Annotated in this window: 26 protein-coding genes; 21 read left to right on the top strand and 5 right to left on the bottom strand. The window is 40.1% G+C overall.

The features are described from left to right. Positions 1-26 precede the first annotated feature (26 nt). The gene (locus QNH36_RS13720; protein WP_144480578.1) at positions 27-1,001 is read right to left on the bottom strand and encodes a LacI family DNA-binding transcriptional regulator; all 975 of its coding nucleotides are present in this window, start codon (positions 999-1,001) and stop codon (positions 27-29) included. A gap of 86 nt (positions 1,002-1,087) precedes the next feature. Here QNH36_RS13720 and QNH36_RS13715 point away from each other — a divergent pair, with 86 nt between their 5' ends. The 7 genes from QNH36_RS13715 to QNH36_RS13685 all read left to right on the top strand — a co-directional run bounded on the left by QNH36_RS13715 (position 1,088) and on the right by QNH36_RS13685 (position 5,450). After that, positions 1,088-1,213 carry a hypothetical protein gene (locus QNH36_RS13715; protein ID WP_260983665.1) on the top strand — a complete coding sequence of 42 codons (126 nt, stop codon included), beginning with the start codon at positions 1,088-1,090 and terminating at the stop codon, positions 1,211-1,213. Positions 1,214-1,443: 230 nt separating this feature from the next. Then, a complete protein-coding gene (locus tag QNH36_RS13710; RefSeq protein ID WP_144480580.1) occupies positions 1,444-1,884 on the top strand; it encodes an aminotransferase yhxA in 441 nt (146 codons plus the stop codon). A 15-nt stretch (positions 1,885-1,899) separates the two neighbouring features. Then, a complete protein-coding gene (locus QNH36_RS13705; RefSeq protein ID WP_144480582.1) occupies positions 1,900-2,298 on the top strand; it encodes a DUF350 domain-containing protein in 399 nt (132 codons plus the stop codon). A gap of 15 nt (positions 2,299-2,313) precedes the next feature. Next, positions 2,314-2,778 (top strand): RNA helicase, encoded by a 465-nt coding sequence (locus QNH36_RS13700; RefSeq protein WP_144480584.1) that lies wholly within the window; start codon positions 2,314-2,316, stop codon positions 2,776-2,778. Positions 2,779-2,788: 10 nt separating this feature from the next. Then, positions 2,789-4,021 carry a glutathionylspermidine synthase family protein gene (locus QNH36_RS13695; protein ID WP_283903665.1) on the top strand — a complete coding sequence of 411 codons (1,233 nt, stop codon included), beginning with the start codon at positions 2,789-2,791 and terminating at the stop codon, positions 4,019-4,021. A gap of 16 nt (positions 4,022-4,037) precedes the next feature. Further along, a complete protein-coding gene (locus QNH36_RS13690) occupies positions 4,038-5,066 on the top strand; it encodes an ion channel (RefSeq protein WP_144480590.1) in 1,029 nt (342 codons plus the stop codon). A 183-nt stretch (positions 5,067-5,249) separates the two neighbouring features. Next, entirely contained in the window at positions 5,250-5,450 is a 201-nt protein-coding gene (locus QNH36_RS13685; RefSeq protein ID WP_144480592.1) for a cold-shock protein, read from the top strand. 90 nt (positions 5,451-5,540) lie between these two features. Here QNH36_RS13685 and QNH36_RS13680 read toward each other — a convergent pair whose 3' ends face one another. Then, entirely contained in the window at positions 5,541-6,062 is a 522-nt protein-coding gene (locus QNH36_RS13680) for a MerR family transcriptional regulator (protein ID WP_144480595.1), read from the bottom strand. Between the two features lie 300 nt (positions 6,063-6,362). On the opposite strand from QNH36_RS13680, the gene QNH36_RS13675 reads away from it, so the two are divergent. From QNH36_RS13675 to QNH36_RS13655, 5 genes are all read left to right on the top strand, one after another. Next, a complete protein-coding gene (locus tag QNH36_RS13675) occupies positions 6,363-6,893 on the top strand; it encodes a YdcF family protein (protein ID WP_260983666.1) in 531 nt (176 codons plus the stop codon). Positions 6,894-6,922: 29 nt separating this feature from the next. Further along, positions 6,923-7,627, top strand: a complete 705-nt coding sequence (locus QNH36_RS13670; RefSeq protein WP_251540356.1) for a hypothetical protein — start codon at positions 6,923-6,925, stop codon at positions 7,625-7,627. Position 7,628: 1 nt separating this feature from the next. Continuing rightward, the gene (locus QNH36_RS13665; protein ID WP_144480603.1) at positions 7,629-8,378 is read left to right on the top strand and encodes a hypothetical protein; all 750 of its coding nucleotides are present in this window, start codon (positions 7,629-7,631) and stop codon (positions 8,376-8,378) included. A gap of 372 nt (positions 8,379-8,750) precedes the next feature. Further along, a complete protein-coding gene (locus QNH36_RS13660; protein WP_283903664.1) occupies positions 8,751-9,671 on the top strand; it encodes a DUF1002 domain-containing protein in 921 nt (306 codons plus the stop codon). A gap of 61 nt (positions 9,672-9,732) precedes the next feature. Then, entirely contained in the window at positions 9,733-10,230 is a 498-nt protein-coding gene (locus tag QNH36_RS13655; RefSeq protein WP_283903663.1) for a GNAT family N-acetyltransferase, read from the top strand. 235 nt (positions 10,231-10,465) lie between these two features. Here QNH36_RS13655 and QNH36_RS13650 read toward each other — a convergent pair whose 3' ends face one another. Next, a complete protein-coding gene (locus QNH36_RS13650) occupies positions 10,466-11,029 on the bottom strand; it encodes a GNAT family N-acetyltransferase (RefSeq protein WP_144480611.1) in 564 nt (187 codons plus the stop codon). A 436-nt stretch (positions 11,030-11,465) separates the two neighbouring features. Between QNH36_RS13650 and QNH36_RS13645 the strand changes: the two genes are divergently transcribed. Both QNH36_RS13645 and QNH36_RS13640 read left to right on the top strand, forming a co-directional pair. After that, the gene (locus tag QNH36_RS13645; protein ID WP_260983667.1) at positions 11,466-11,936 is read left to right on the top strand and encodes a GNAT family N-acetyltransferase; all 471 of its coding nucleotides are present in this window, start codon (positions 11,466-11,468) and stop codon (positions 11,934-11,936) included. Between the two features lie 158 nt (positions 11,937-12,094). Further along, positions 12,095-12,595 carry a hypothetical protein gene (locus QNH36_RS13640; RefSeq protein WP_144480613.1) on the top strand — a complete coding sequence of 167 codons (501 nt, stop codon included), beginning with the start codon at positions 12,095-12,097 and terminating at the stop codon, positions 12,593-12,595. Positions 12,596-12,632: 37 nt separating this feature from the next. On the opposite strand, the gene QNH36_RS13635 is transcribed toward QNH36_RS13640, so the two are convergent. Beyond that, the gene (locus tag QNH36_RS13635; protein ID WP_481825282.1) at positions 12,633-14,723 is read right to left on the bottom strand and encodes a peptidoglycan D,D-transpeptidase FtsI family protein; all 2,091 of its coding nucleotides are present in this window, start codon (positions 14,721-14,723) and stop codon (positions 12,633-12,635) included. A gap of 239 nt (positions 14,724-14,962) precedes the next feature. Next, positions 14,963-15,871 (bottom strand): VanW family protein, encoded by a 909-nt coding sequence (locus tag QNH36_RS13630; RefSeq protein ID WP_283903661.1) that lies wholly within the window; start codon positions 15,869-15,871, stop codon positions 14,963-14,965. Between the two features lie 432 nt (positions 15,872-16,303). Here QNH36_RS13630 and QNH36_RS13625 point away from each other — a divergent pair, with 432 nt between their 5' ends. The 7 genes from QNH36_RS13625 (at position 16,304) to QNH36_RS13595 (ending at position 22,775) form a co-directional block, all read left to right on the top strand. Continuing rightward, positions 16,304-16,711 carry a GntR family transcriptional regulator gene (locus QNH36_RS13625; RefSeq protein ID WP_283903660.1) on the top strand — a complete coding sequence of 136 codons (408 nt, stop codon included), beginning with the start codon at positions 16,304-16,306 and terminating at the stop codon, positions 16,709-16,711. Continuing rightward, on the top strand, positions 16,686-17,585 hold the full coding sequence (locus QNH36_RS13620) for an ABC transporter ATP-binding protein (RefSeq protein ID WP_283903659.1): 900 nt from the start codon (positions 16,686-16,688) through the stop codon (positions 17,583-17,585). Before QNH36_RS13625 ends, QNH36_RS13620 begins: the two co-directional genes overlap by 26 nt. Next, a complete protein-coding gene (locus tag QNH36_RS13615; protein WP_283903658.1) occupies positions 17,560-19,518 on the top strand; it encodes a DUF6449 domain-containing protein in 1,959 nt (652 codons plus the stop codon). Before QNH36_RS13620 ends, QNH36_RS13615 begins: the two co-directional genes overlap by 26 nt. 154 nt (positions 19,519-19,672) lie before the next feature. After that, positions 19,673-20,194, top strand: coding sequence for an RNA polymerase sigma factor (locus tag QNH36_RS13610; protein WP_251540351.1), 522 nt, complete (start codon positions 19,673-19,675; stop codon positions 20,192-20,194). A gap of 98 nt (positions 20,195-20,292) precedes the next feature. Continuing rightward, complete coding sequence (locus QNH36_RS13605; protein WP_283903657.1) at positions 20,293-20,991, top strand: ABC transporter ATP-binding protein; 699 nt, start codon at positions 20,293-20,295, stop codon at positions 20,989-20,991. Then, the gene (locus QNH36_RS13600) at positions 20,981-22,327 is read left to right on the top strand and encodes an ABC transporter permease (RefSeq protein WP_283903656.1); all 1,347 of its coding nucleotides are present in this window, start codon (positions 20,981-20,983) and stop codon (positions 22,325-22,327) included. The genes QNH36_RS13605 and QNH36_RS13600 overlap by 11 nt, the downstream gene beginning before the upstream one ends. Before the next feature lie 100 nt (positions 22,328-22,427). Continuing rightward, positions 22,428-22,775: a hypothetical protein gene (locus QNH36_RS13595; protein ID WP_144480627.1), complete on the top strand. Its 348-nt coding sequence runs from the start codon at positions 22,428-22,430 to the stop codon at positions 22,773-22,775. The last annotated feature ends 50 nt before the right edge of the window (positions 22,776-22,825 follow it).

Raw genomic sequence — 22,825 nt, 5'->3', positions numbered from 1 at the left:
GGTTTTTCTTTTATTGATAGCGTCCCTCAAACGGAACCTCTTTCGATTAATTGAAATGGAAGGGTGATCTTTTTCGCAAATCCTTTTTTCTCTGAGCGCTTAAGCAATGCTTGGAAGGCGGTGGTACCTAATTGTTTAGTGGGTATGCTTATTGTCGTGATGTCCATGATTTCTGAAATAGGGTGATTATCAAAGCTGATTATGGCCAATTCTCCGGGGATATCAACTCCATATTTTTTTGCCTCTGTCACCATGCCTGTCGCGACCTGGTCATTACCAACTATGAAGGCAGTCGGCCTTACCTCCATTTTTAAATACTGCTCAATCACTTCTTTTCCATCTTCTATCATTAAACATTGACCAAGGACCCACTCTGATCGCACATCCTCGCCAATCATCTTCATCTTTTTCTCGTAAGCATCTTTTCGTTTACGGCTATTTGTCCCTTCAAGCCTTCCCAGGCATATCGCTATTTTTTGATGACCTTTTAAGATTAAGTAGTCCAGCCCGAGATTGAACGCATCAACATGTTTTATCGATATTGAAGGAAACTCCTCCTGATCAGAGTCTTCACATAACACAATTGGGCCTGCACCTTTATAATTCATTAAAGTTCCAAATGGTATTGCCCGTGAAGCGAAAATGACTCCGTCAATAAGCTGGCCTCTTAATTGTTCCAATGCTTCGAACTCTTTTTCTTCACGGTAGCCTGTCTGGAAAATAACCAGCTGGATATTATGATTCATTCCCTCTTCAGCAATACCTTCGAGCAGCTCCGAAAAATAAGGATGGTTAATGGTTGGCAGTACGACTCCTACCATATTTGTCCTGCCGCGCGATAAGTGGACTGCATTAATATTAGGGCTGTAATCCAGCTTTCTCATCGTTTCCAACACTGCATCCCGTTTCTCCGGACTAACATAAGGATGGTTATTCAATACCCGGGAAACGGTTGAAACAGAGACTCCAGCCAGTCGGGCAATTTCTCGTATATTAGCCATTTAAAAAACCTCACAAAAATATTCTTGACCTGAAACGCGTTCCATAAATTATGGTATAAGCAAATAGAATTTAAGGAGCTGTCATTATGTTTACAGGAATAGTTACATTAACAGGATTATGCCTATTTGAAATTATTTTAGCAAAAATTGCATTGGGAAAGTCAGAAATAGAGGATTTTAATTTTGAAGAATTCTTTAATGGGGAATCTTAATTACAGATGGACTTTAGGTTTTAAATACTCAGAATGCGTAGCAGGAAGAAATGAGGACTTAGGGTAAAAGAACGACATATTGTGATGATCCGGTAGAGATAAGGAGATACCTTATTGTGCATCATTTCAACCAGGGAAATGTTAGAATGAATTAAAGTTTGCATGAAATTTTGAAACTTTTTTCTTAGGTTGCCGTAAATACATCTGTTGAATAGAAAGAGGTGAAAAATATGAACAAAACCAAAAAGGTTATGGCTGGGATTTCAGCTACAGCTCTTTTAATGGGAGCTACAGCATGTAATAATCCGCAGGTTTTACCAGACAGAGATTGGGATGAGGGTTCATCTGCAGGTGAGGGACAGGATTGGAGTGCATCACAGGATCAGGATATCCCTCCGGTACCAGAAGGGACAGATTGTAGTGACTGGGAATGGGATGCTGAAGATGGGGTCTGGGAATGTGATGATAATAATTCCCCATACTTTGGCCATTTCTTTTTTGCCGGTATGTTCTTTGCCAATCGATCGATGCTTTATAAGAGCAATGATTATATGAAGTATAAGAACAGCTCGTCATTTAAAGGGGCCAGGCTGGACAGCAATTACAAAAACAGGACGCCAAAAGGCAGCTCTGGATTCGGAAGCGGGTCAAGAAGCACGACTGGCGGCTAAGGGAGAGAATGAATAATGAATTTATATATAAATTTTGCCTCTTATTTAGGACTTGGACTGCTTTTGCTGACAGCAGGGGTAGGATTATTCGTGCTTGCTACTCCTAAAATCAAGGAATTTGAACTGATCGGCAAGAGAAATGTTACTGCTGCTCTTTCTCTTGGCGGGAAAATGCTCGGACTCGCCATTGTCCTTGGGGCTGCGGCAGAATATTCAATTTCCCTGCTTGATATGGCAATTTGGGGGTCTATTGGAATTTTCACTCAAATCCTCGTGTTTTTTGTCGCCGAGGTTGTAACAATCAGGTACAGCCTTCAAAAAGCGATAGAGGAAGATAATCGTTCTGTCGGTGTCATTCTATTTTCACTTTCACTTGCTGTTGGCTGGATTGTAGCCAAGAGTCTTTCGTATTAAGGAGATTTTAGTGCCATGAAAAAACTGACTTATTTTATCCATGATGGAAAAGGCGGCTACGAACCTTTATATGAATATACGACCGCGACTGTTGGCATAGATGAGTTTTATGCACGACAGTTATGCACCTATTTCGTGATCAAGGGAAACCAATATGAATTAGTGTCGAATGAAATGAACGGGGAAGAAGAAATCCTGGTTCTTGAGGACCGTGGAAGGAACAATTCAGTCATTGACGAGAAAAATTATAGGGGATTGGGCATTCACGTTGAATTTCGCAGGTATAGTGAATTTGAGAATTACAAATTGCTATCCACTGTTCCTTGCCAAACCCATCTCGATGTCATTCGTTATCTTTTAAAGGATGTAACGGATGTCCCGGAAATTGGCCAAATGTTGGTTACTTCTACTGAAATTGATGAGGACCGGGGAGTATACGTTCTGTATGTGAAAAATTTGCATGAAAACGACATGGAATAGGAGGCATTCCATGGAAGACCATCGAAAAAGACGAATGAATTTCTATAGAGGGATCAAGAATTTCTGGCCTGACTTATATGGGGAAGAATACGCTTTATACGATGTAGCAGCAATTTCCCAGAACGAAGCGGATGAAATCAGGCTTTGTACTTCCAGAGTTGGAAAAGTGTTTTTCAAAATCTGTGACCTGCTGAGAAAGGTGGATAAAGATACCTTACTTGAGTTAGGATTTCCTCACCAAACCGTAGATTTTATCCGGCTAAAAACCTTGAATCCAGAAAGTGTCATTGCAAGACTTGATCTCATAAAAACGGATGATACATACAAATGCATTGAAATTAATGCCGATACTCCTACTTTCATCAAAGAGTTGTTTCACGTAAATGGACTGGTGGCAAAGAGTTTTGGCTATGGAGATCCAAATGAATCAAAAGAAGAGCAGCTAGCCGCAGCTATCAGGAAAGCCGTTCATGCCTCTGCAAAATGGGTAGCCGAAGTGGAACCATACGTCGTTTTTACAGCGCATGAAGATAATATTGAGGACAAGAACACTGTTTTGTATTTACAAGAATTGTACGGATTACCTTCAAGGTTTATCTCATTGGATAAATTAAGAATCCAGCCAGGAGAGGGCCTTTTTGATGAATATGGACGCAAAATTGACATTCTGTACAGGCAAACTTTCCCGATTGAGAGCATGATCCTTGATGAAGACCATTCAGGGAATAGAATCGGGCTCTGGTTGATGGATCTTATAAAAACAAAGAAACTGGCTGTGATTAATCCTCCATCTGCGTTCTTGTTGCAAAATAAAGCAGTACAGGCGGTAATTTGGGGAATGCATGAAAATAAGGATCCTTTCTTCAGTAAAGAAGAGCACCAATGGATACACCAATATTTTCTTCCCACGTATCTGGAAGCAGACTATTTCCTCGAAAAAAAAATCCCTTATGTCAAAAAACCGATTTTTGGGAGGGAAGGAGACACAGTTCAGATTTTCGATTCGAGCGGTCAATTGGTTCTTGAGGAGCAACAGAAAAATTACGATCAAGTACCATCAATTTTTCAGCAGTATATCAAATTGCCTTCTGTCCAATACCTATCTGAAAATGGGAGACAAAACGGACATATACTGACCGGGAGCTTTCTTGTCTATGGTGAACCGTCCGCTTTTGGTTACAGGGTTGGCGGCAAGATCACAAACAACCTATCATGCTTTTTGCCGGCTGGCTTGATCGTTTAGGATAGGAGGTACATACATGTGGATTTTACAAAGATTATTCACAAAGATGATGAGAATCAGTCTGTGGAAAATCACACTGATTGTTTTGGCTGTGATCCTGTTAAGCAGTCTGATTATTAAAACTCTTGAACCTGAAACATTTCCAAGATATCTGGATGCCGTCTGGTGGACAATGACAACAGTCGTCACAGTTGGATATGGAGATTACTCTCCAAGCAGTGACCTCGGAAGGATTTTCACAATGGTATTGCTCTATACAGTTGGAATCGGAGCAATGGGCATCATAATTGGCAAAATTTTTGAAAGCCTGGCACTTTATAAAAAGATGAAGGAGGAAGGGGAATTGGCATACAAAGGCAAGGACCACTATATTTTGATTGGTTCCTCCAAAGATAAGCTGAAAAACGTTGTTGAAGAAATCCTGAACTCCAATAATAGATCTGATATCGTTATTGTCGACCACAGCAATGAATCACCGGTGAAGCATGAACGAGTCCATTTTGTCAGTGGCAACCCTGCAGAGGAAGAAGTGCTGATTAAGGCTAATATCCTGGAGTCAAAGTCAGTGGCAGTATTTACAGATGATCGTATCGGGCTGCCAGAATATGCTGATGGGAAAACTTTGCTTATTGCTTCAAGGGTGGAGCATATATCCAAACAGTCTGGAAAAAACATATACACAATCGCCGAGATTATGAAGGAAAAGCATATTGCACTGTTCGAACATGCAAATATAGATGAATTCATATTATCGAATGAATCAGTATCCAAGCTGATGGCCCAGGCGGCAATCTTTCATGGCTCAAGTAAGCTATTCAAACAATTGCTCAGTAACATGGAAGGTGAAAACTTGTATGAGGTCGAAAAGAAACCGCATTGGGGGACATACAAGCAGGCAGCGATGGAGTTGTTCGATTTAGGAGCGACGCTCATTTCAGACGGCCATGCACTTGATGTTGCCAGAAAGCATAATGAACCTATTCCAGACGGAGCAAAGATGTTTATCATCTGTGATGAAGAGACTTTTAGGAAAATCAGCAGTTGAAAATCAATAGAAAAGAAGCAGGTAAATGAAAGCAGCGTGTTTCTCGTTGCTCGTCTGGGAGATACTGGTTTTCAGTCCTTCCTAAAAAAAATCCTATTTTAGAGTTTAAAATATTCATGAATGGATATAATAATCACGCAAGGTTAAATTGCAATTTTCTTAAATCGCTAGGAGGCAACAATAGTGGAACGTGGTAAGGTAAAATGGTTTAACAGTGAAAAAGGCTTTGGGTTCATTGAGCGTGAAGGTGGAGACGATGTGTTCGTACATTTCTCAGCAATCCAGGGTGAAGGCTACAAATCTTTAGATGAAGGACAAGAAGTATCGTTTGATGTTGAACAGGGCCAGCGTGGTCCGCAGGCTACAAACGTACAGAAGCTCTAACTAAGGATATCCAAAACAGACTCAGTAATTTGGGTCTGTTTTTTTGTTTGAACAAGACCAAAAAAAAAACACATCCACGATGTGCGAGGCTTAAAATCCAAAAAAAGAACTAATGATGTTTTTCTTTTTGAATTTCCTTAGAGGTGAGAGCGACGATGACAATTCTGTCTTTACCTCGGTGGTTTCTTTTTCCCTCTCTGCGGCAGCTTCCTGCATGCTGATGATAAGATTCTTAAGAACGTCTATTTCATTCTGTAGCTCATCTATTTCCCTTCTGTGCTGGAGAATCTGATATGCAACCACTTCATCCGCCTTTCTTTCAAGCTTTTGATCAAATTCATCCATCCGCCTGACCAGCGGTCCAAGAGCCATCTCAGTTGATCCGCCTATTACGGTTGCTTTTCTTGGCTTTCTCCCTTTAATTTTTAAATCCTGAAGCAGAACACCGTTATTAAGCTGATCTTTGATATCTTTCAAGATTTCGATGCTCTCATCCGAAAATTGATAATGCCCTAGCTCTGTACGTTCCATTTGAAGGTTCGCCTGTTTCACCCAACGCTGTATCGTACTTGGCGAAACCCCAAGCAACTTTGCGACTGCACTAGTGTTCATGATCATCCCTCCCATAAAAAAATTTCGCTGTTATAATAGTCAATTCCTTTGTGCCTGACAAAACTAGTTGTCTTTCGTCAAAGATAGTGAAGAAGCAACAGAATATGATTGAAGAATCATTACTAGTGCTTAAAATCCTTTCCTAACAGTCAGATTTTTGTCATAATTTTACTGAATACCAAACAATTACACAAAAGGATGGTAATATGGTAGTAATTATTAGAAAGACAGGTAAATAGTATGAGGATAAAAGATAAAAGGTTTCTTAAAAGATGGTTAGTGGCTGGAGTGGTTCTTACCATGTTATACTTCGGCATACTCCATTATCAGATCATTCAACACGCTAATGAATCTGTGCCACAAAATGCAGATTACATGATCATTCTTGGTGCCCGTGTGAAGGGGGAAAACCCATCACTAGCGCTTCAATTCAGGATAGACTCTGCGGCAGACTACCTAAAAGAAAACCTAAACACAATTGCCATAGCTTCAGGAGGTAAAGGTCCTGGCGAGGATATATCCGAAGCAGAAGCGATTAAACGAGCTCTGATGGAATACGGCATCGAAGAATCCAGAATTCTTCTCGAAGATCAATCTACAGATACATATGAAAATATTCGCTTCTCTAAAAGGTTAATACCGAAAGATGCTGTGTCTGGACTTGTCGTAACAAATGATTTCCATATTTACCGTGCCGGCATGATTGCAGAAAAAGAGGGACTCGCGTTGAACGGACTCCCAGCTGAGACCCCAGTACAAGCAGTCGTAAAGTCGTATGCAAGAGAATATCTTGCATTGACCAAATATTTTCTGATCAATGCATTCAGATGAAATGATTTAGAGGGATTTGAGGTGTGTAGATGAACGTGACAATGTTTGTTATGAATTTTGTATCATGGATTCTGATTTTATTTATAGCTCTCAGGATTTACCGAGAGCAGGAAATTAAGCCAAAGATATGGAAGATGGCACTCGTAATTTTCATAGGGTTATTCTCATTTTCTATTAATCTTCCTTATATGGACCAGCAGATTAAAGTAGCTATACTTCCACTCGGAGTTTGGATTCTCTTTGCTCGATATAATAAAAGGAACGAAGGTACTGGCTGGTCCCGATACCGAAAATATGCATGGTTAGGATTCCTGGCTAATTATATTTTCCTTTTGTCAGCATTATTGAGTCCTCTGATTCAATCGAGCATTTATCCAAATGACAAGTTATCAACATACATTTCAGACATCAGTGAAGCATCCATCCTGAAAACTCATCCATCTGCGAACGAAAAAATGCTGGACGCAGAATCATTTCAATCTGAAATTCCAAAAATGGATAAAAAGAAAATTTCCAGCGATGCCTGGTATTATGATTCAATGGAGAACGTTGAAACGCAGGCTCAGGCCGATGAACGATTTGCATATCAAATAACCGGGGTAAAAGCCAGAATGGGCAGCGGGGTTCACCCGGTGATCTATGTAGAAGAGGATGGAAGAGGGATTTTAATTATAACACCACAGGAACAATTTTATTTCCGCTCAAAAGCCTCTTTTTTAAAGGAGGGGAAGTAGAATGGGAAATAAAAAAAGTATGCTGCTCCTTGGGGGGCTGGGGCTGACCCTATTGGTGATACTCGCTGGTTACTGGTTCTATTTCGCTCCCCCGGGTGGGTTTCCTGGCAAACAACAAGCCATTAATGAAATGATGAAGGAATTCCCTGAGGCAGACATAGAGTTGATTCAAGATATCATTTTTATTGATTCAAAGCATGTTCTGGCCCCTTTTATTACAAAAAATGAAGGATATGGTCTCAGTTTCTGGGAGTGGAGAAAACACAAGTGGGAATTTGCACGCATTGACACAGGTGCGACTCCTCAATTATGGAAAACAGACCCTAAAGATCCCGGGAGTTACTATATTATCTGGAATTTTCATCCGGATAATCAGCTTGCAAACCTGAACTTTTATTTAAAGAAAGACGGAAACTTCAGCATATCTGATGGAAAGCACCACTACTTTCCAAAGGTCCAAATGGAATTGGAAATAGAAGTAGGTGGAAAGTCCAGTTATGGTTTTACTAAAATTCCTGATGAATGGATTGAATTTATCACTGTAGAAAATCAGTTGACTGCTTCCAGTATGCCGAATTCGATTTTTTCTGATTTTTTTCCGCCTGAACAATACTATTTAGGATGGAGCTCCGTTAACAAGGATGGAAGCGATGAGTATCCGCCTTTACCAGGGAACTCACATGGTTTTGGGAGTGGAGAGAGCCATATTGAACATATCAGGTATTTGGATAAGAGGGAAATTTACCAATGATTTTCTCCAGGATTCTTTAATAGAGCAGAAAAATTTCATATTGAACTTAGTTGAAACTTTTATACCATTTTTATCGTACATATAGATGTACTGAAGGGTGGAGAAATGGATAATTGGCTGTTTATATTCATTGCAAATCTTTTTGGAGGTATTATATTATTCTATTTGTTAATGTTTTTATTTTCCGGGTTTGAAGTTGATTCTGCTTTGTTCGTGGGAATTTTCATGTTGATCCAGCTCAGTTTTATGACTGCTTTGATCTATAACTTAATGCACAAAGTTCAAAGGCTGGAAAGGCAAGTGGCCAGAAAGCTTGAATCTGGTGAAAAATAAGATTGTTTTATAAGAATTGGTTTGAAAAGGAGAATATATATGAAACCGAAATACTTGTTGAAAATCACAGCATTATTCAATCTACTCATTTTGTCTTTAGGGATGATTGCTGTACCAGCATTTGCGTCTAATGATAATGATGAGGATGCCATTAATGAAAAATATGGCCTTCCGATTGTTGTATACGGCGAAGCTCTTTCTGAAAAACAGAAGGATGAGGTCAGGGAGCTGCTGGGAGTGAAGGACCCATCAAAAGTTAAAGAAATAATTGTCACAGGAAAAGACCTAGTAAATTATATAGACGGTGACGAACATTCAAACATGTACTCGTCGGCGAAAATCACCAGGAAAGATACAGGAGAGGGACTGGTGATTAACCAGGTCACTCCGGAAAATATTACAGAAGTAACCGATGAAATGTATGCGAACGCCCTGTTGACTGCAGGAATCGAGGATGCAGTCGTGGATGTGGTTTCCCCGGTGAAGGTTACTGGTCACTCAGCACTCGTTGGAATTTACAAGGCGTATGATGAAGGTGAAGGAACAGAACTCAATAAGGACCGCACAGAAGTAGCGAATCAAGAATTGAACCTGGCGACAAAACTGGCTAAAAAGGATGGCCTTGATCAGGATAAAGTCAGTGAACTCCTGACTGAAATCAAGAAGGAAATTGCCGAGCAAAATCCGGCAACAAAAGAAGAAATCGAAAAAATCATTGATGATAAGTTAAAAACACTTGAGATTCAGGTAAGTCCTGAAGACAGGCAGCTCCTTATCGACCTGTTCAATAAGATGAGGGACCTGAATATAAATTTTGACAATGTAAAAACCCAATTAGAAACACTTTCGGATGATATCCAGAAAAGGATCGAGGAAGCAGTGGGTGATAAAGGGTTCCTGGAATCAGTCTCCAACTTCTTCAACGAACTAATAGAAAGCATCAAAAGCATTTTTTCATAAAAACAGAGGAATCTTTCCTCTGTTTTCTTTTTCTTAAAACTATAATGAAAGAGGTGTTTCCATGGAGATCAGACAAGCCGAGGAACGGGACGCAGATAAGTTTGCAACACTAATGCAAGAGGTGGAAAGTTCCTCAGATTTTATGCTTTTTGGGCCAGGTGAAAGAAAGTTCAATCCGGACACTCAAAAGAAATTGATTCATGTACTTATATCCGAACAAAACTCAAATATCTTTCTGGCGGAGACTGGTGGTGAATTAACCGGATATTTAATCGCCAAAGGCGGAAGTGCGCCCAGAATAAAGCATTCAGCATATCTGGTAATTGGGATAAAAGATCTATATCGCGGAAAAGGGGTTGGGACAAGTCTCTTCACTGAATTATTGGATTGGGCGAGCGGCATAGGACTGCGCAGACTGGAACTAACCGTGATAACAAAGAATCAGGGAGCCATTGCATTATACACAAAAATGGGATTTGAAATAGAAGGAACGAAGAAGGATTCAATGTTCAAGGATGGACAATTCTACGACGAATTTTATATGTCGAGAATCCTTTAGACCAGGGGATTTTTTCAGGATTATAGCTTGTTGAGCGTTAGGCATTCCATTGATGCCTACTCTTAAGTGATTCCGGAGATTCAGGTCACCAATAGACTTCATTGGTGCACACTTTTATGGGATTCCGGAAAGTAAGGTCACCATTCCGCCGAAAATCATTGAGGTCCATCAAAAAACGCCTGACAGAAGCCAGGCATTTTTCCTTTCAATCTGATAGGGATAATGATTTATAAGATTATCCCTGATACCGTTCATCCCATTCTTCCCTTAACAACCCCATTTTGATTGAATCATAGTATTTTCCGTTATATAGCCTGCACTTTCTGATTCTTGCCTCTTCAACCATGCCGAGTTTTTTGCCGACAGTCAGCATCCTGGCGTTTCCAGACCAGGTGGTAAAACCTATGCGGGGGATGGGGAAAGTGTCGAAAAGATGCTGGATCCAGGCTATTAGAGCATCTGTTCCATATCCACCATTCCAGAATTCAGGGAGATAGATGACGATCCCGATTTCAAGCCACTGAGATGATTCGTGCTCCCAATAATATGTGACCATTCCAATGATTTCATCATCGACTTTGATTAAATATTTCCGATCATAGCCCTGTTGGATCAGGTTGCTCATCTGTTCCCTGAATTTTTCATATTCAATATGCCTCAACGGATAATAAGGAGCATCCCATTTTTTCCACTCGGGGTGTTCATCATTATGGATAAGGCTCCACCATTTTTCTAAATCATCTTCTTTCACCTTGCATAGTGCCACTTGTTCTCCGGGCAATATATCTGGGGTTTGCATGAATCCGTACCTCCTTAATTGAAATGAGGCTAGCAGTTTATGCTTAAGTATTTCTCTTTTATTCTATTATTTCCTGCGACAGCTTAAAAATACAATAAAAGTTTCAAAATTGGCACAGAAAAAAGAGACGCTGCTGCAGCGTCTCTTTAGTTAATTGCTTCATCATCTATAAATGCATTTTCATCATTAACTGCAAAGAAATTTAAACCAGCGGCGATTGCGAAAGCTCCACCAAGTAATACAAATGTAGTCATCATTATGTAATCGCTCCTGTCATCGTTTTGTTACTTGTAATATTCCCATATATAAAACTATTAAACCTGATATTACAAAAGAATGACAAATCAACCTAAAAAATTTAATCTAAGGAAGGAATTTCATATTTTCTACTGAATTATTAAGTTTGCTTGCGAAAATAAAAAGGGGGGACATAAAGTTGGAATTCGTCAGCAACAAGATGACCAGGGACCTTGCAGTAACAATCCTGAACTGGGTATATGACTCGCCTTATGAACTTTACAATAATACTGTCAGTGAGGAATCAATAGAGGAGCTCTTGAATGAAGGTTATCGGTCTGTAGTAGATCAGGCAGGTACATTAATCGGTTTTTATTGCACAGGACCTTCTGCGCAAGTTCCTGCAGGAAGAGAGATCGGAGTTTATAGTGAAACGGCTATAGATATAGGGATTGGCCTGGCACCGGAGATGACAGGAAAAGGTTATGGTTTTCTTTTCTTTTCTTTTGTATTGAAAGATTTGGAGTCCAGCACACAGAACCAGCCGTTTAGGCTTACTGTAGCGTCCTTTAATATAAGGGCCATTAAGTTGTATGAAAAAATCGGATTCATGAGGGAAGCTGAATTCAAAACAATGACGAATGATTTTATTACAATGGTAAAGCGCTGAAAAGATAATGCATTGCTGCTTCAAAGTAAATAGGGACTTTTTTTGAAAAAACAAATAAAAAATTTGATTTTTGTTAAATAATCCCTATATAATGAAAAAGCTGTGTGAAATTCCGGTTTCACAACAAGCATATATATAGATTGAAGGGGAGTATCAGAATGAAAAAGTTTTGGATTTTACTTGCTGCAATTACTTTTGCACTTGGATTGACAGGGTGTTCGGCGGACAAAGAAGCAGAACCCGAAAAAGCTGAAACAGAAACAGCCGAAAAGCCGGCAGTAAACCCTAAGAGCGCCATGTACAAATTTTACATGAGCATTGTGAACACAATTAACGAGGCAGATGCTGACTTGAATGCATATGAGGGAGCAGAGGAGCCTAAACCGGAAGAGAAGGCAGCGGCAAGTGAATCAGCAGCTGCAGTTGCAACTAAAGTTGAAGGACTGGAAGTTCCTGCTGAATTGAAGGATCAAAAAGCAGACCTTGAAGCGGCTCTTAAAGATCTTGCAGAATCATATAATTTGAAAGCAGAAGAGCTGAAGAAGGATGCTCCAGCATTGGAAGCAGCCGATGAGAAATTCGCACAGGCTGAAGAAAAGATTGGTGCAGCATTTGAAAGTGTTGACATGAAAAAGCCTTCTCTAGCAAAGGAATTGTAAAAGAATAAGAAAAGCTGTGCCAGCCGGCACAGCTTTTTCATTGTTCATCATTCGGCTGCTTTGATGGGTTTTTCATATTGAAATATGCATCCATCACGGCACGGCCGATTTTTTTATTCGCTCCGTGGTCAACACTGCCCTGATAAGCCCATGGCACGATGACCGCCATGGCGATTTCAGGATTTTCCGAAGGGGCATAGCCAACTAGGCTAATATTCATTGTTTCGATGAGTGGGTCACCTTTTACTCTGTACTGGCCATCATAAAAGGCCTCCGCAGTACCAGTTTTTCCTGCCGGTGAATAGGTGGCATTGCCAAAATATCGATAAGCAGTACCTCCTGGTTCCTGCATGACTTTTTTAAAGCCGGTGTGGACGCGTGCAAGCCATTGATCTTCCATATCAATATCATTGAGAACTTTTGGCGAGAACGATTTATAAACCGGTCCGACCAGATCGCCGTTCATTGCTGGTTCACGTATTTCCTTGACAACCCTTGGCTGCATCCGGTGCCCGCCATTGGCAATCGTAGAAATATACTGGGCTAGCTGCATATTCGAATAGGTATCATACTGTCCAATTACCAAATCCAGCACTTTACCGACTGGAGAGTTTGCTCCTTTAGCTCCGGTTTGTTCGCTGGGCAAGTCGATACCTGTCCTGATACCTAAACCGAATGAAGCGAATGAGTTTCGGATTGTATCCCAAACCTGTGGGTCCAGATTCAACGGTTTTTGATAGCGATAAACTCCATTCCCGATCCTGATGGCGGTATGGAACATATAAACGTTGGAGGACTTTTTTAATGCATCAATATCATTCAATTCCCCTAAATAACTATAGGATTTTTTTATCGGTGTACCTTTAATGTCCAAAGCCCGATCATCGAAACTGGTCCAGGGACTGATTGCGCGTGTTTTATAACCAGTCAGGACGGTTGCTCCCTTGACAACAGATCCAACATTATAGGTGTTGATGATGTTACCTAATGCGTCATCTTGCATTTGGGCTTCATTCGTTTTTTTATCTTTTACGATCTTTTTTCCTGCCATGGTTAATACTTCACCGGTATTTGGGTCCATCAGCACGACATAAGCACTGTCGAGCAATCCGGTTCCTGGCGACCTCTTCGCTGCCCATAATTCTTTTTCAATGATATCTTCAACAGCCACTTGCAGGTCCATGTCTATACTGAGAATTAAATCTTTACCGCGCTGGCCTTCGGCTACTAATTCTTTCTCCAGGAGAACGCCTGCTTTATCGGTGATATTTATAACCCTCTCTTTTTGTCCTTGCAAAACATCTTCATATTCTTGCTCAAGGTAACTCTTTCCTACCCTGTCATTTCGGGTATATCCGCGAGAAATGTAATAATCAATCCTGTCAGCGGGGAGACCTTCACTGCTCGTCGTAACTTTGCCCAATACAGGCTTGAAGGTTTCTTCATATTTATACTCGCGGTCCCAGTCTGTTGTCGTTGCGTTGATGCCTGGAAGGAGGGTAAGGTTTTCGCTGACAATGGCAAATTCATCTTTTGATACATCTTTATTTTTAATGATCTGGGGAACGAACTTATATCCGTTGTTCATGATGCTGAAAATGGCCAGCTCCTCAATGTCCTGTTCACTTAATTGCTTGAGATGCTCCTCTGTAATCCTTTCAATTTGGAGTTTATATAAATCCTTGTTTTTCAGCTTCTTATTTCTGAATTGGTCCATTTCTTTTTCAGTTATAAGGTCTTTTGCTTCCTCCGGATGTTTGAGCATCCAGAAATCCTTCATATCTCTTTCACGGACTTTATCAGTATCTTTTTCGATGATTTTGGCCAGCTTTGCTGCTACATCGAGCATTTCCTCCTGGGAGGCACCTTCATTTGTATATGTAATGGCATTTAGAGGTTTATTGTCGACAATGAGCTCCAGGTTTCTGTCCAGCATTCTTCCTCGCGGGACCGGGTTATTGACCGTAACATCTTCTTTACGGTTGATTTCCCGTTTATAGTCCTCTCCATGGACTATCTGAACAATCCCGAGACGCAGGACCAGCAGTGAAAAAAGGATAAAAACAGAAAAGAACAAAACATTGACTCGAATGGGTGTAGTATTCTTTTTTTTTGGCAAATATCTCACATCCTATGCAATAATTCTATAAAACTAGTTCCTTGCATTTCTCTACTCTTCCAGACTTTCTGGGTTTGTTTATACTCCAGGAATTGAAGTGTGGGTAAGAAGAACTGTTATAAATATAATAATAAAAGACTATTGGGAAACCATCTTTTACCATTAGTTTACATAATTATTTACTGTGATGTAAAGGTTTTCCTGTTAAATAAAAGGAATCCCTTAATAAGTTGGGATTCCTCTGGTATTTATAAAGGTTCTTCGGGAATTATGGCGTTACTATCCGTACTGGGAACTTTACGTTTTTCAACATTGATTTCATCTGATGAATAAATTAAGACGACCATTTTTCCGGGATAGGTTTTCGCCCGGATCAAGATTGGCTGGCTATGTTTGTTTTTAAAAGTAAAATCCGGGCCATACCAGCTGACAGTCGCGTCTCTTCCAGGGGGTACATAAGGGACCTGCTTGCTGTGTGAGTATCGCTCAAGGATTTTCAAACCTGAGCGGTCCGCAGCATTGAATAAAGTCGAAGACACTTGGCAGATGCCTCCGCCAATTCCTTCCGATAGTTCTCCTCTCACAATAATCGGTGCAGGTTGATAACCACGGGAAGCTGTTCGTTTTCCGACAACTTTATTAAAGGAGAATATTTCACCAGGAAAAACGACATGGTTATTGATTGCTTCGGCAGCAAGGGAAATATTATGGGTTCTTTCTTTATTGGCACTGTTGAAATAGGTTATGTAATGGCCAATTAGTTTAGTCCTGATGTTGGCGATTATTTCACTGTCGACCTTTGGATACACGCGACGTGTTGGAACAAGGATCTGTGAGGGCCCGTGATCAAAAAAACTTTCTGCGAACTTTTCTTTGAATTTTTTTTCGTCAAGAGTGTAGCCAACCTTTTCAGGTATGATATTTCCATAATCATCAAGTCCTGCATTCTTCGGTTCTTTTTTTATTTGATTGGAAAGTTGCATATTCAAGGTGTGAAGCAATGTATGGTTAAGAATCGGAAATCCGAACCATGGTATGGAAAAATCCGTTCGATGGACTTCCGCAACCGGCTCATCTTCCCAAATAATAGATATATCATCATGGCTGTCCGAGGTACTGCTCGATAGTATAAGTCCAAATGCCAGCAACCATTTCATAGAAATTCACCTCCCGTAATATTATGGTTTAATAAATTGGGTTTAATGTATTATGGGATTGATGGTGTTTAATGGAAAATGGAAAAGGAGTTTATTGAATTTGTCGAGATACAAACATCAGCGTCAAGTTTTTTCCGAATAGCACGCACGATAGATAAATACATTTTTCGTTATCACTCCAGCTCAATGCTAGGGTGGTTTTTTTGAAAAAGTAAGGAATTCCAAAAATTTCTAAAAAAACTATTGAGACGTATGTTAATAATCGTGTAAAATTACACCTGAGTAAGTAGCGTTTAAAAACACCTTCCTCGCATTTCTTAATTTTTCTTAAGAAATTATTAAGAAAATTCCCCCTATCTTTCTGGAAGAGGTTGGCATATAATTTAACTGTATTAATAATAATAGTACACTTAGTACAGATTGGGGGTCATTATGTTTGAGCTTGACCTGAGGAGCCGAAAACCGATATACGAACAGCTGGTTGATAAGATGAAAGAGTTGATTATCAATGAAGTGCTCAAACCTGATGAACAATTGCCTTCCGTACGACAGATGGCACAGCAGTTGACTATAAACCCGAACACAATCCAGAAGGCATATAGAGAACTTGAAACACAGGGGTTCATTTATTCATTAAAAGGCAAGGGGAGTTTCGTCAACCCCATGGACACTGGTAAAGATTTCGATAAAATACTGCAGGTAAAGCAGGAGTTGGAAAAACTCCTGAATGAGGCATTATACCTTGGTGTATCTGCAGAGGAACTCCATGAATTGGTCAAAAGCGTGGAAGGTACGAAAGGGGGACACGGGCAGGATGATTCAAATGATCGAAATAAATAAAGCATTTGAAAAACAAGAAGCTGTAAAAAATGTCAATATGACCATCAATAAAGGTTCAATCTATGGGCTGATCGGTTCCAACGGTGCAGGTAAGACCACCATCATTAAATTGCTTGCCGGCATTTACAAACAGGATTCGGGGAAAGTGATGCTTGAAGGAAATTCCATATATGAAAACCAGGCATTGAAGCAAAAAATCTTTTACATATCAGATCAGCCGTATTTTTTTCCTCAATATACAGTCAGGCAGATGGCCAATTTTTATAAAAGCATTTTTCCATCCTGGAATGAGGAAAGATTTGTAAAATTAGCTGAGGTCTTTGATTTCAGCATAAAAAAGAAATTGCACACTTTTTCAAAAGGAATTCAGCGGCAGGCAGCATTCTGGCTTGCATTATCGACGATGCCAGAAGTCTTGATTCTTGATGAACCAATGGACGGGCTCGACCCTGTAGCAAGGAAAAAAGTTAAAAACCTATTGATTCAGGATGTAGCAGATCGGGAAATGACCATTTTGATTTCTTCTCATAATTTGCGTGAAATCGAGGATATCTGTGACCATATTGGAATTTTGCATCAAGGCTCACTGCTTTTGGAAAAAGACCTTGATGACCTCAAGTCTGATATTCATAAAGTACAGGTGGCCTATAAGGGGGAAGCACCAGGATATCTTGGACAACGCCTGACAATGCTCCATTGCGAAAAAAGAGGAAGTGTAATGGTATGTATTATCCGGGGGAAAGAAGAAGAAATCGTAAAGGTCTTCAGTCAAACCCAGCCTGTTATCTTCGACCTGCTTCCATTGACATTAGAAGAAATCTTCATTTATGAGATGGGGGATATCGGTTATGCCATCAAGAATATCATTGTTTAATAATAAGGAAATGATCCTCCAGGTTGGAAGGAATATCGGCTGGATATCCGTCATCTATTTTCTTGCGTTATTCTTTGCCATACCATTAAGAATCATGATGAACTATTCCGGTGATGACTACCGCTATTTTACACCTGTAGAAGGATTATTCGACTTCGACTTTGCGATCCAGTTTATCATGATCATCACGGTACCTGTGGTGATGGCAATCTTTCTTTACCGTTTCTTACATGTTAAACAGGCAGCTGATTTAATGCATAGTCTGCCTTTGAAACGGGAACATATTTTCCACTTCTATACACTGACAGGGTTTGTGTTTCTGATTATCCCCGTTGTATTGAATGCTTTGATTGCGGTCATTATCCACAGTGCATTTGGGTTGGGTTTGTATTTCCAGCTTGGGGACATTCTCAGTTGGACTGGAATTGTCATTTTATACAATGCTGTATTTTTCCTATCCGGAGTATTAATGGCAATGGTTACTGGGATATCAGTGGTACAGGGAGTTTTAACATATATCATGCTGTTGTTCCCGGCAGGCTTTACCTTGTTGATTATCTATAATCTTGGTCTGTTGTTATATGGTTTTCCTAGTGATTATTTCCAAATCAGGAATATTGAATATCTTTCACCTATTTCGCATCTCGCTTTGCTTGAGAGTAAATCTATATCTGCTAAGGCCGTTCTCCTTTATCTAGTCATAGTGATAGCAGCTTACATATTGTCACTATTAATCTATAAAAAGAGGAATATAGAATCCGCGTCAGAAGCCATAGCTTTTAAAGGCTTAAAAAAGGTCTTTAAGTTCGGAGTTGTTTTTTGCATGACACTGCTGGGCGGCATGTATTTCGATGCCATGCAAAATGAATTCGCCTGGCTGATCTTCGGTTATGCTGCCGGAGCGACAATCGGTTATTTCGCTGCCGAGATGGTTCTGCAGAAAACATGGAGGGTATTTGGCAGCGGAAGGGGTCTGGTGGCCTATGCAGTCGTACTGGCAATCTTAATCATGATTACCCAGGCATTTGCTCCTTATGAGAAAAAGGTACCTGCACTTAATGACATCAAAAGTGTCATCTATGGGAACGGTATTTATTCCGATCCAAATGACCCTTATGCTCCAAAACCAATGTTCGAGCGGGAAAACATAGTGGCTGTAAGGGAATTCCATAAAAGTATCATTCATAATGAAAAAACAAATGAACAAGGAATGAAATCTCAAGAGTATTCTCTTTTTATCTATGAATTAGAAAACGGAGACAGGTTGGTCCGCCAGTATAGAATCAATCCGAACGACTATGTACCGCAATTAAAAAAGATCTATGAATCATCCGAGTATAAACATGCTCATAATCCAGTATTCAACATTAAAACCGAAGATGTTAATTCCATCCAGATCAATAAGAATATTACAGATGTGCCGTTGACGATTACAGATAAAGAGAAAATCAAACAGGCTATCTCCATCCTGAGGAAAGAAATTGAGCGGGAACCTTATACCGTGAACAATTATCCAGTCGGAAATACGTCATCGATTGAAATCATGTCCGGTATCAATAGCTATGAAAATGTAGAACTAAAACAGTCTTATTCAAGCTTCATCAAGTGGCTGGAGGATAACGGCATGCTTGAGGAAGCCATAGTGACTCCCAAGGACTTAGACTATATTGTCGTAACAAATGAATCTATAAAATCAGATCAATTCAAAGAATATCAAGAAGAAGAATTATTAAATCGAATATTGAATGATGGAAATACGCTTAAAATAACGAACGATGACCAGCTGCGTGCCGCAATAGAGAAAGCAGGTTATGGGTGGTTTAATGAGGAACCTTATACCGCTGTTTTTGTCTACAAGAAAGGAAACCACAAAGAAATACGGACATTCAGCAGTAAAGATGTTCCAACGTTCATTAAGCAGTACTTTAAATAGGGTACTGTAAAGGCACAATGTTGATATTTTATTGGATAGCAAATCGCCAGTAACGAAATCAACAGCCTTGCTTTACAGCTTTAATAATAGACAAATAGAGACAGGAAAGGTTGAAGTTGAAATGAATTTCAGCTTCTGGGCAAGGGGGATCGATATGGCTTATATTGATTTTGATGAACTCTATAGGATACATGGCAAAAAACTTCAGCAAATCGCTTTCAGGATTACTAAAGATCGACATTTAGCTGAAGACGTGGTCCAGGAAACTTTTATAAAGGCATATAAAAAAGCTGATACCATTGTTGACGAGTATAAGATTGGTTCCTGGTTAGCGGCAATCGCAGCCAGGACCGCCATTGATTATTTGCGGGCAGAGAAGCGGAGAAGATGGCTACCATCCGATCAAAGCATCATGGAACAGATTTTTAGCGATCACGACGTTGAACAATCACTAGAGAAGGAAGTAGAAATACTTCTGTTCAAGGAGCAAATCCAGCATCTTCTATATCTTTTGACCCAAGAATATCAGCAGGTGCTTGTACTTAAACTCCAGTACGGCTTAAAGGAAAATGAGATCGCCAGTAAGTTGAACATCAAATCCGGGACAGTCAAAACAAGGCTGCATAGAGCCAGGAAACAATTGAAAAAAGTCATGTCAGAGAAATATCCAGCTTGATACAGGATTTAGGCGATGAAAGTAATCGCCTATGTTTTTCATCGTAGGTACTGGCATTTAATTACTAATATTCAATAAAATGTATGAGGAGTAGAGTTATGATTTCAATAAACCATTTGAGTCATGAATTTGAAATTGGTAAAAAAGGGCGGAAGACAGTCATCCCTGTTTTAAAGGATGTTTCTTTGCAAGTTGGGAAAGGGGAAATCGTCACCATTGTAGGCAGAAGCGGTTCGGGAAAATCAACACTACTCAATCTAGTCAGTGGCTTCATTCGCCCAAAACATGGGGAAATAACCATCAATGGGATCAAAACATCGACCTTGACCGAGGCGAAGTTTGCAGATTTCCGAATTCACCATCTCGGTTTCATCTTTCAAAGCTTTCAGTTGATTCCAAGTATGACTGCCTATCAAAATATTGAGCTGCCTTTGATTTTAAAGGGCGTGAAAGAGCAAGAAAGAAAACTGCGGACAAGCGAAATTCTGGATATGGTTGGATTGGCAGACTTTCAGGATCATTACCCCGGAGAACTATCGGGTGGTCAACAGCAAAGAGTGAGTATTGCCCGCGCTTTGATTGTCAATCCGCCGATCATATTGGCGGATGAACCGACTGGAAGTCTGGATTCAGAAACGGAAGAGGATTTGCTTAGGTTCATAAAAAAATTAAATAGTGAACTTGGCATAACCTTTTTAATCATTACCCATGATGACAAGGTTGCAAGGATTGGCCATCGGACCATTGAATTAAAAGATGGAAGAGTAGTTGAAGAGGTGATTGCAAATGAGGCTTAAAGATCAATTTCGTTTCGTCAGGCAAAACATGAAGAAGAACAGGACAAGGCTGTTCATGACCATCCTGGCCACAGCGATGAGTGTTGCATTCCTCATTGTCCTTGCTTCTGTAGGATTTGGGCTTCATAAATCGATTGTGAAAGAAACGCTGGAAAGAAGGATTGTGACAGAGATAGAAGTACCAGGAAAAGAAGATCCTCAAAATGGATTTAAACAGCTGAGCGAAAAGGATATTGCATTTTTTGAAAAAATTAAGGATGTTAAAGCTGTTACCAGAAGGAAAAACCTCCAGGATTATCAGTTTGAAGTTGGTGAACACCAGACCTTTGCGCGGGCAGTGGTTGCCGATATGCCTTCCGAAATGAAGTCCGGGCTTGAATTATCAGATGGGCATCTGCCGAAATCAGACAATGAGGTGCTTGTTGGCTACCATTTTGTTGAAGATTTGCGACCTAACGGAGGTGCAACAGAAGACATATATAATGAAAACGGCCAGATAAAAGAAGAATATCAATACAAAGGTGAACTTGTAGGAAAGAAAATCATCATGAACGTAATCAAGTTTGAAGATGGCAAAGAAATAAAAGAGAAGCTGGAAGTTACCATTGCAGGAATCCGTAAGAAGCCCACGAAGGAATGGGTCTATGACAATGTGGTATTTGTTTCCGAAGGGGTCCTTAAGCAAGTAGAGGAGTTTACAGGAACACCGCGGGGAATGATGAAGGACCCGAACAACCCAGACATGGAACTGCCAGCAATAGCGGCTGACCAGTTTGACGAGGTTAAAATATACGCTGAAGATATGGAAGCAGTAAAAGATATTACAGTTAAGCTTGAAGAAAACAATTTTCCATCCTATTCGGTCATTAATGAATTGCAGGATGTGAATGTAATGTTCACGATCGTGAAGGCTGGACTTATTTTCATCGGAACGATTGCCATCATCATTGCCTCGATAGGAATTTATAACACAATGACTATGGCCGTTACAGAAAGGGCACCAGATATCGGAATCATGAAAGCGATTGGTGCCAATCCAAAGACAATCAAAAAGATCTTCATACTGGAAAGCAGTTATATCGGCTTGATCGGAGCAGCGATCGGCACGCTCGTAGCCTATGTTATAAGTATAATTGTTAATTTTGGATTGCCGATCATCATAAAGCAGGCATTTGGTGAAGAACCGCCCGAGGGCTTGATATTTAGCCATATTCCCTTTACACTGCCAATAATCAGCTTCATAATTTGTTACCTTGTCACAATCCTTTCTGGTTTGCGTCCAGCACAGAGAGCTACAAAAGTAGATGTGCTCCAGGCTTTGAGAAGAGAAGTATAACAGGATGCGCTACATCTTTATAACTCCTGACTAGGAATGAATAGATTTGTTGCCTTTGGAAAAATCTAAACCTATCGACCATTTTACAGGGGGATAGGATATGTCAGTCATTGTTATTCAAACATTTGAATTGAAACAAGATAAGTTCCCGGACGGGATCAAGAATCTGCGCTTGATTCAAAATTTCCGGAACGAACAGTATGACCATAGGGTGGAGCTTTTGTCGCCAATATCAGGAGAAGATCATACCTATGCATTAGTTTCCACCTATGAAGGGTTAGCGGAAATGGAGCTTCAAAATAAGAAAATGTTTGAAGATGAGGAGTATAAAGAGCTAGTTGGTGAATTCTTTCTTGAAAATATCGTGCAAGGAAGCATGTATACACAGTTGTATCGCACAATGACTGGATTGAGCAAGGAATCGGATACCGATAAAGGCAAGAATTAACTCTAAAAAAGTCATTCCTTAGGGAATTGGCTTTTTTTTTTGCCTTATCA

Source organism: Mesobacillus sp. AQ2 (genome assembly GCF_030122805.1).
In the GTDB taxonomy this organism is placed as follows: domain Bacteria; phylum Bacillota; class Bacilli; order Bacillales; family Cytobacillaceae; genus Mesobacillus; species Mesobacillus oceanisediminis_A.
Note: the sequence above shows the minus strand (reverse complement) of the source record. Positions and strands in the feature narration are given on the sequence as shown.

What these genes read in the sequence shown, in the direction of transcription:
- QNH36_RS13630 (WP_283903661.1), bottom strand. Translation starts at nt 15,871, where the DNA reads ATGAAATGGTTGCTGGCATTTGGACTTATACTATCGAGCAGTACCTCG.
- QNH36_RS13700 (WP_144480584.1), top strand. Translation starts at nt 2,314, where the DNA reads ATGAAAAAACTGACTTATTTTATCCATGATGGAAAAGGCGGCTACGAA.
- QNH36_RS13670 (WP_251540356.1), top strand. Translation starts at nt 6,923, where the DNA reads ATGAACGTGACAATGTTTGTTATGAATTTTGTATCATGGATTCTGATT.
- QNH36_RS13610 (WP_251540351.1), top strand. Translation starts at nt 19,673, where the DNA reads ATGGCTTATATTGATTTTGATGAACTCTATAGGATACATGGCAAAAAA.
- QNH36_RS13715 (WP_260983665.1), top strand. Translation starts at nt 1,088, where the DNA reads ATGTTTACAGGAATAGTTACATTAACAGGATTATGCCTATTTGAAATT.
- QNH36_RS13695 (WP_283903665.1), top strand. Translation starts at nt 2,789, where the DNA reads ATGGAAGACCATCGAAAAAGACGAATGAATTTCTATAGAGGGATCAAG.
- QNH36_RS13605 (WP_283903657.1), top strand. Translation starts at nt 20,293, where the DNA reads ATGATTTCAATAAACCATTTGAGTCATGAATTTGAAATTGGTAAAAAA.
- QNH36_RS13675 (WP_260983666.1), top strand. Translation starts at nt 6,363, where the DNA reads ATGTTATACTTCGGCATACTCCATTATCAGATCATTCAACACGCTAAT.
- QNH36_RS13595 (WP_144480627.1), top strand. Translation starts at nt 22,428, where the DNA reads ATGTCAGTCATTGTTATTCAAACATTTGAATTGAAACAAGATAAGTTC.
- QNH36_RS13650 (WP_144480611.1), bottom strand. Translation starts at nt 11,029, where the DNA reads ATGCAAACCCCAGATATATTGCCCGGAGAACAAGTGGCACTATGCAAG.
- QNH36_RS13655 (WP_283903663.1), top strand. Translation starts at nt 9,733, where the DNA reads ATGGAGATCAGACAAGCCGAGGAACGGGACGCAGATAAGTTTGCAACA.
- QNH36_RS13705 (WP_144480582.1), top strand. Translation starts at nt 1,900, where the DNA reads ATGAATTTATATATAAATTTTGCCTCTTATTTAGGACTTGGACTGCTT.
- QNH36_RS13720 (WP_144480578.1), bottom strand. Translation starts at nt 1,001, where the DNA reads ATGGCTAATATACGAGAAATTGCCCGACTGGCTGGAGTCTCTGTTTCA.
- QNH36_RS13625 (WP_283903660.1), top strand. Translation starts at nt 16,304, where the DNA reads ATGTTTGAGCTTGACCTGAGGAGCCGAAAACCGATATACGAACAGCTG.
- QNH36_RS13600 (WP_283903656.1), top strand. Translation starts at nt 20,981, where the DNA reads ATGAGGCTTAAAGATCAATTTCGTTTCGTCAGGCAAAACATGAAGAAG.
- QNH36_RS13640 (WP_144480613.1), top strand. Translation starts at nt 12,095, where the DNA reads ATGAAAAAGTTTTGGATTTTACTTGCTGCAATTACTTTTGCACTTGGA.
- QNH36_RS13710 (WP_144480580.1), top strand. Translation starts at nt 1,444, where the DNA reads ATGAACAAAACCAAAAAGGTTATGGCTGGGATTTCAGCTACAGCTCTT.
- QNH36_RS13665 (WP_144480603.1), top strand. Translation starts at nt 7,629, where the DNA reads ATGGGAAATAAAAAAAGTATGCTGCTCCTTGGGGGGCTGGGGCTGACC.
- QNH36_RS13620 (WP_283903659.1), top strand. Translation starts at nt 16,686, where the DNA reads ATGATTCAAATGATCGAAATAAATAAAGCATTTGAAAAACAAGAAGCT.
- QNH36_RS13660 (WP_283903664.1), top strand. Translation starts at nt 8,751, where the DNA reads ATGAAACCGAAATACTTGTTGAAAATCACAGCATTATTCAATCTACTC.
- QNH36_RS13680 (WP_144480595.1), bottom strand. Translation starts at nt 6,062, where the DNA reads ATGAACACTAGTGCAGTCGCAAAGTTGCTTGGGGTTTCGCCAAGTACG.
- QNH36_RS13615 (WP_283903658.1), top strand. Translation starts at nt 17,560, where the DNA reads ATGCCATCAAGAATATCATTGTTTAATAATAAGGAAATGATCCTCCAG.
- QNH36_RS13690 (WP_144480590.1), top strand. Translation starts at nt 4,038, where the DNA reads ATGTGGATTTTACAAAGATTATTCACAAAGATGATGAGAATCAGTCTG.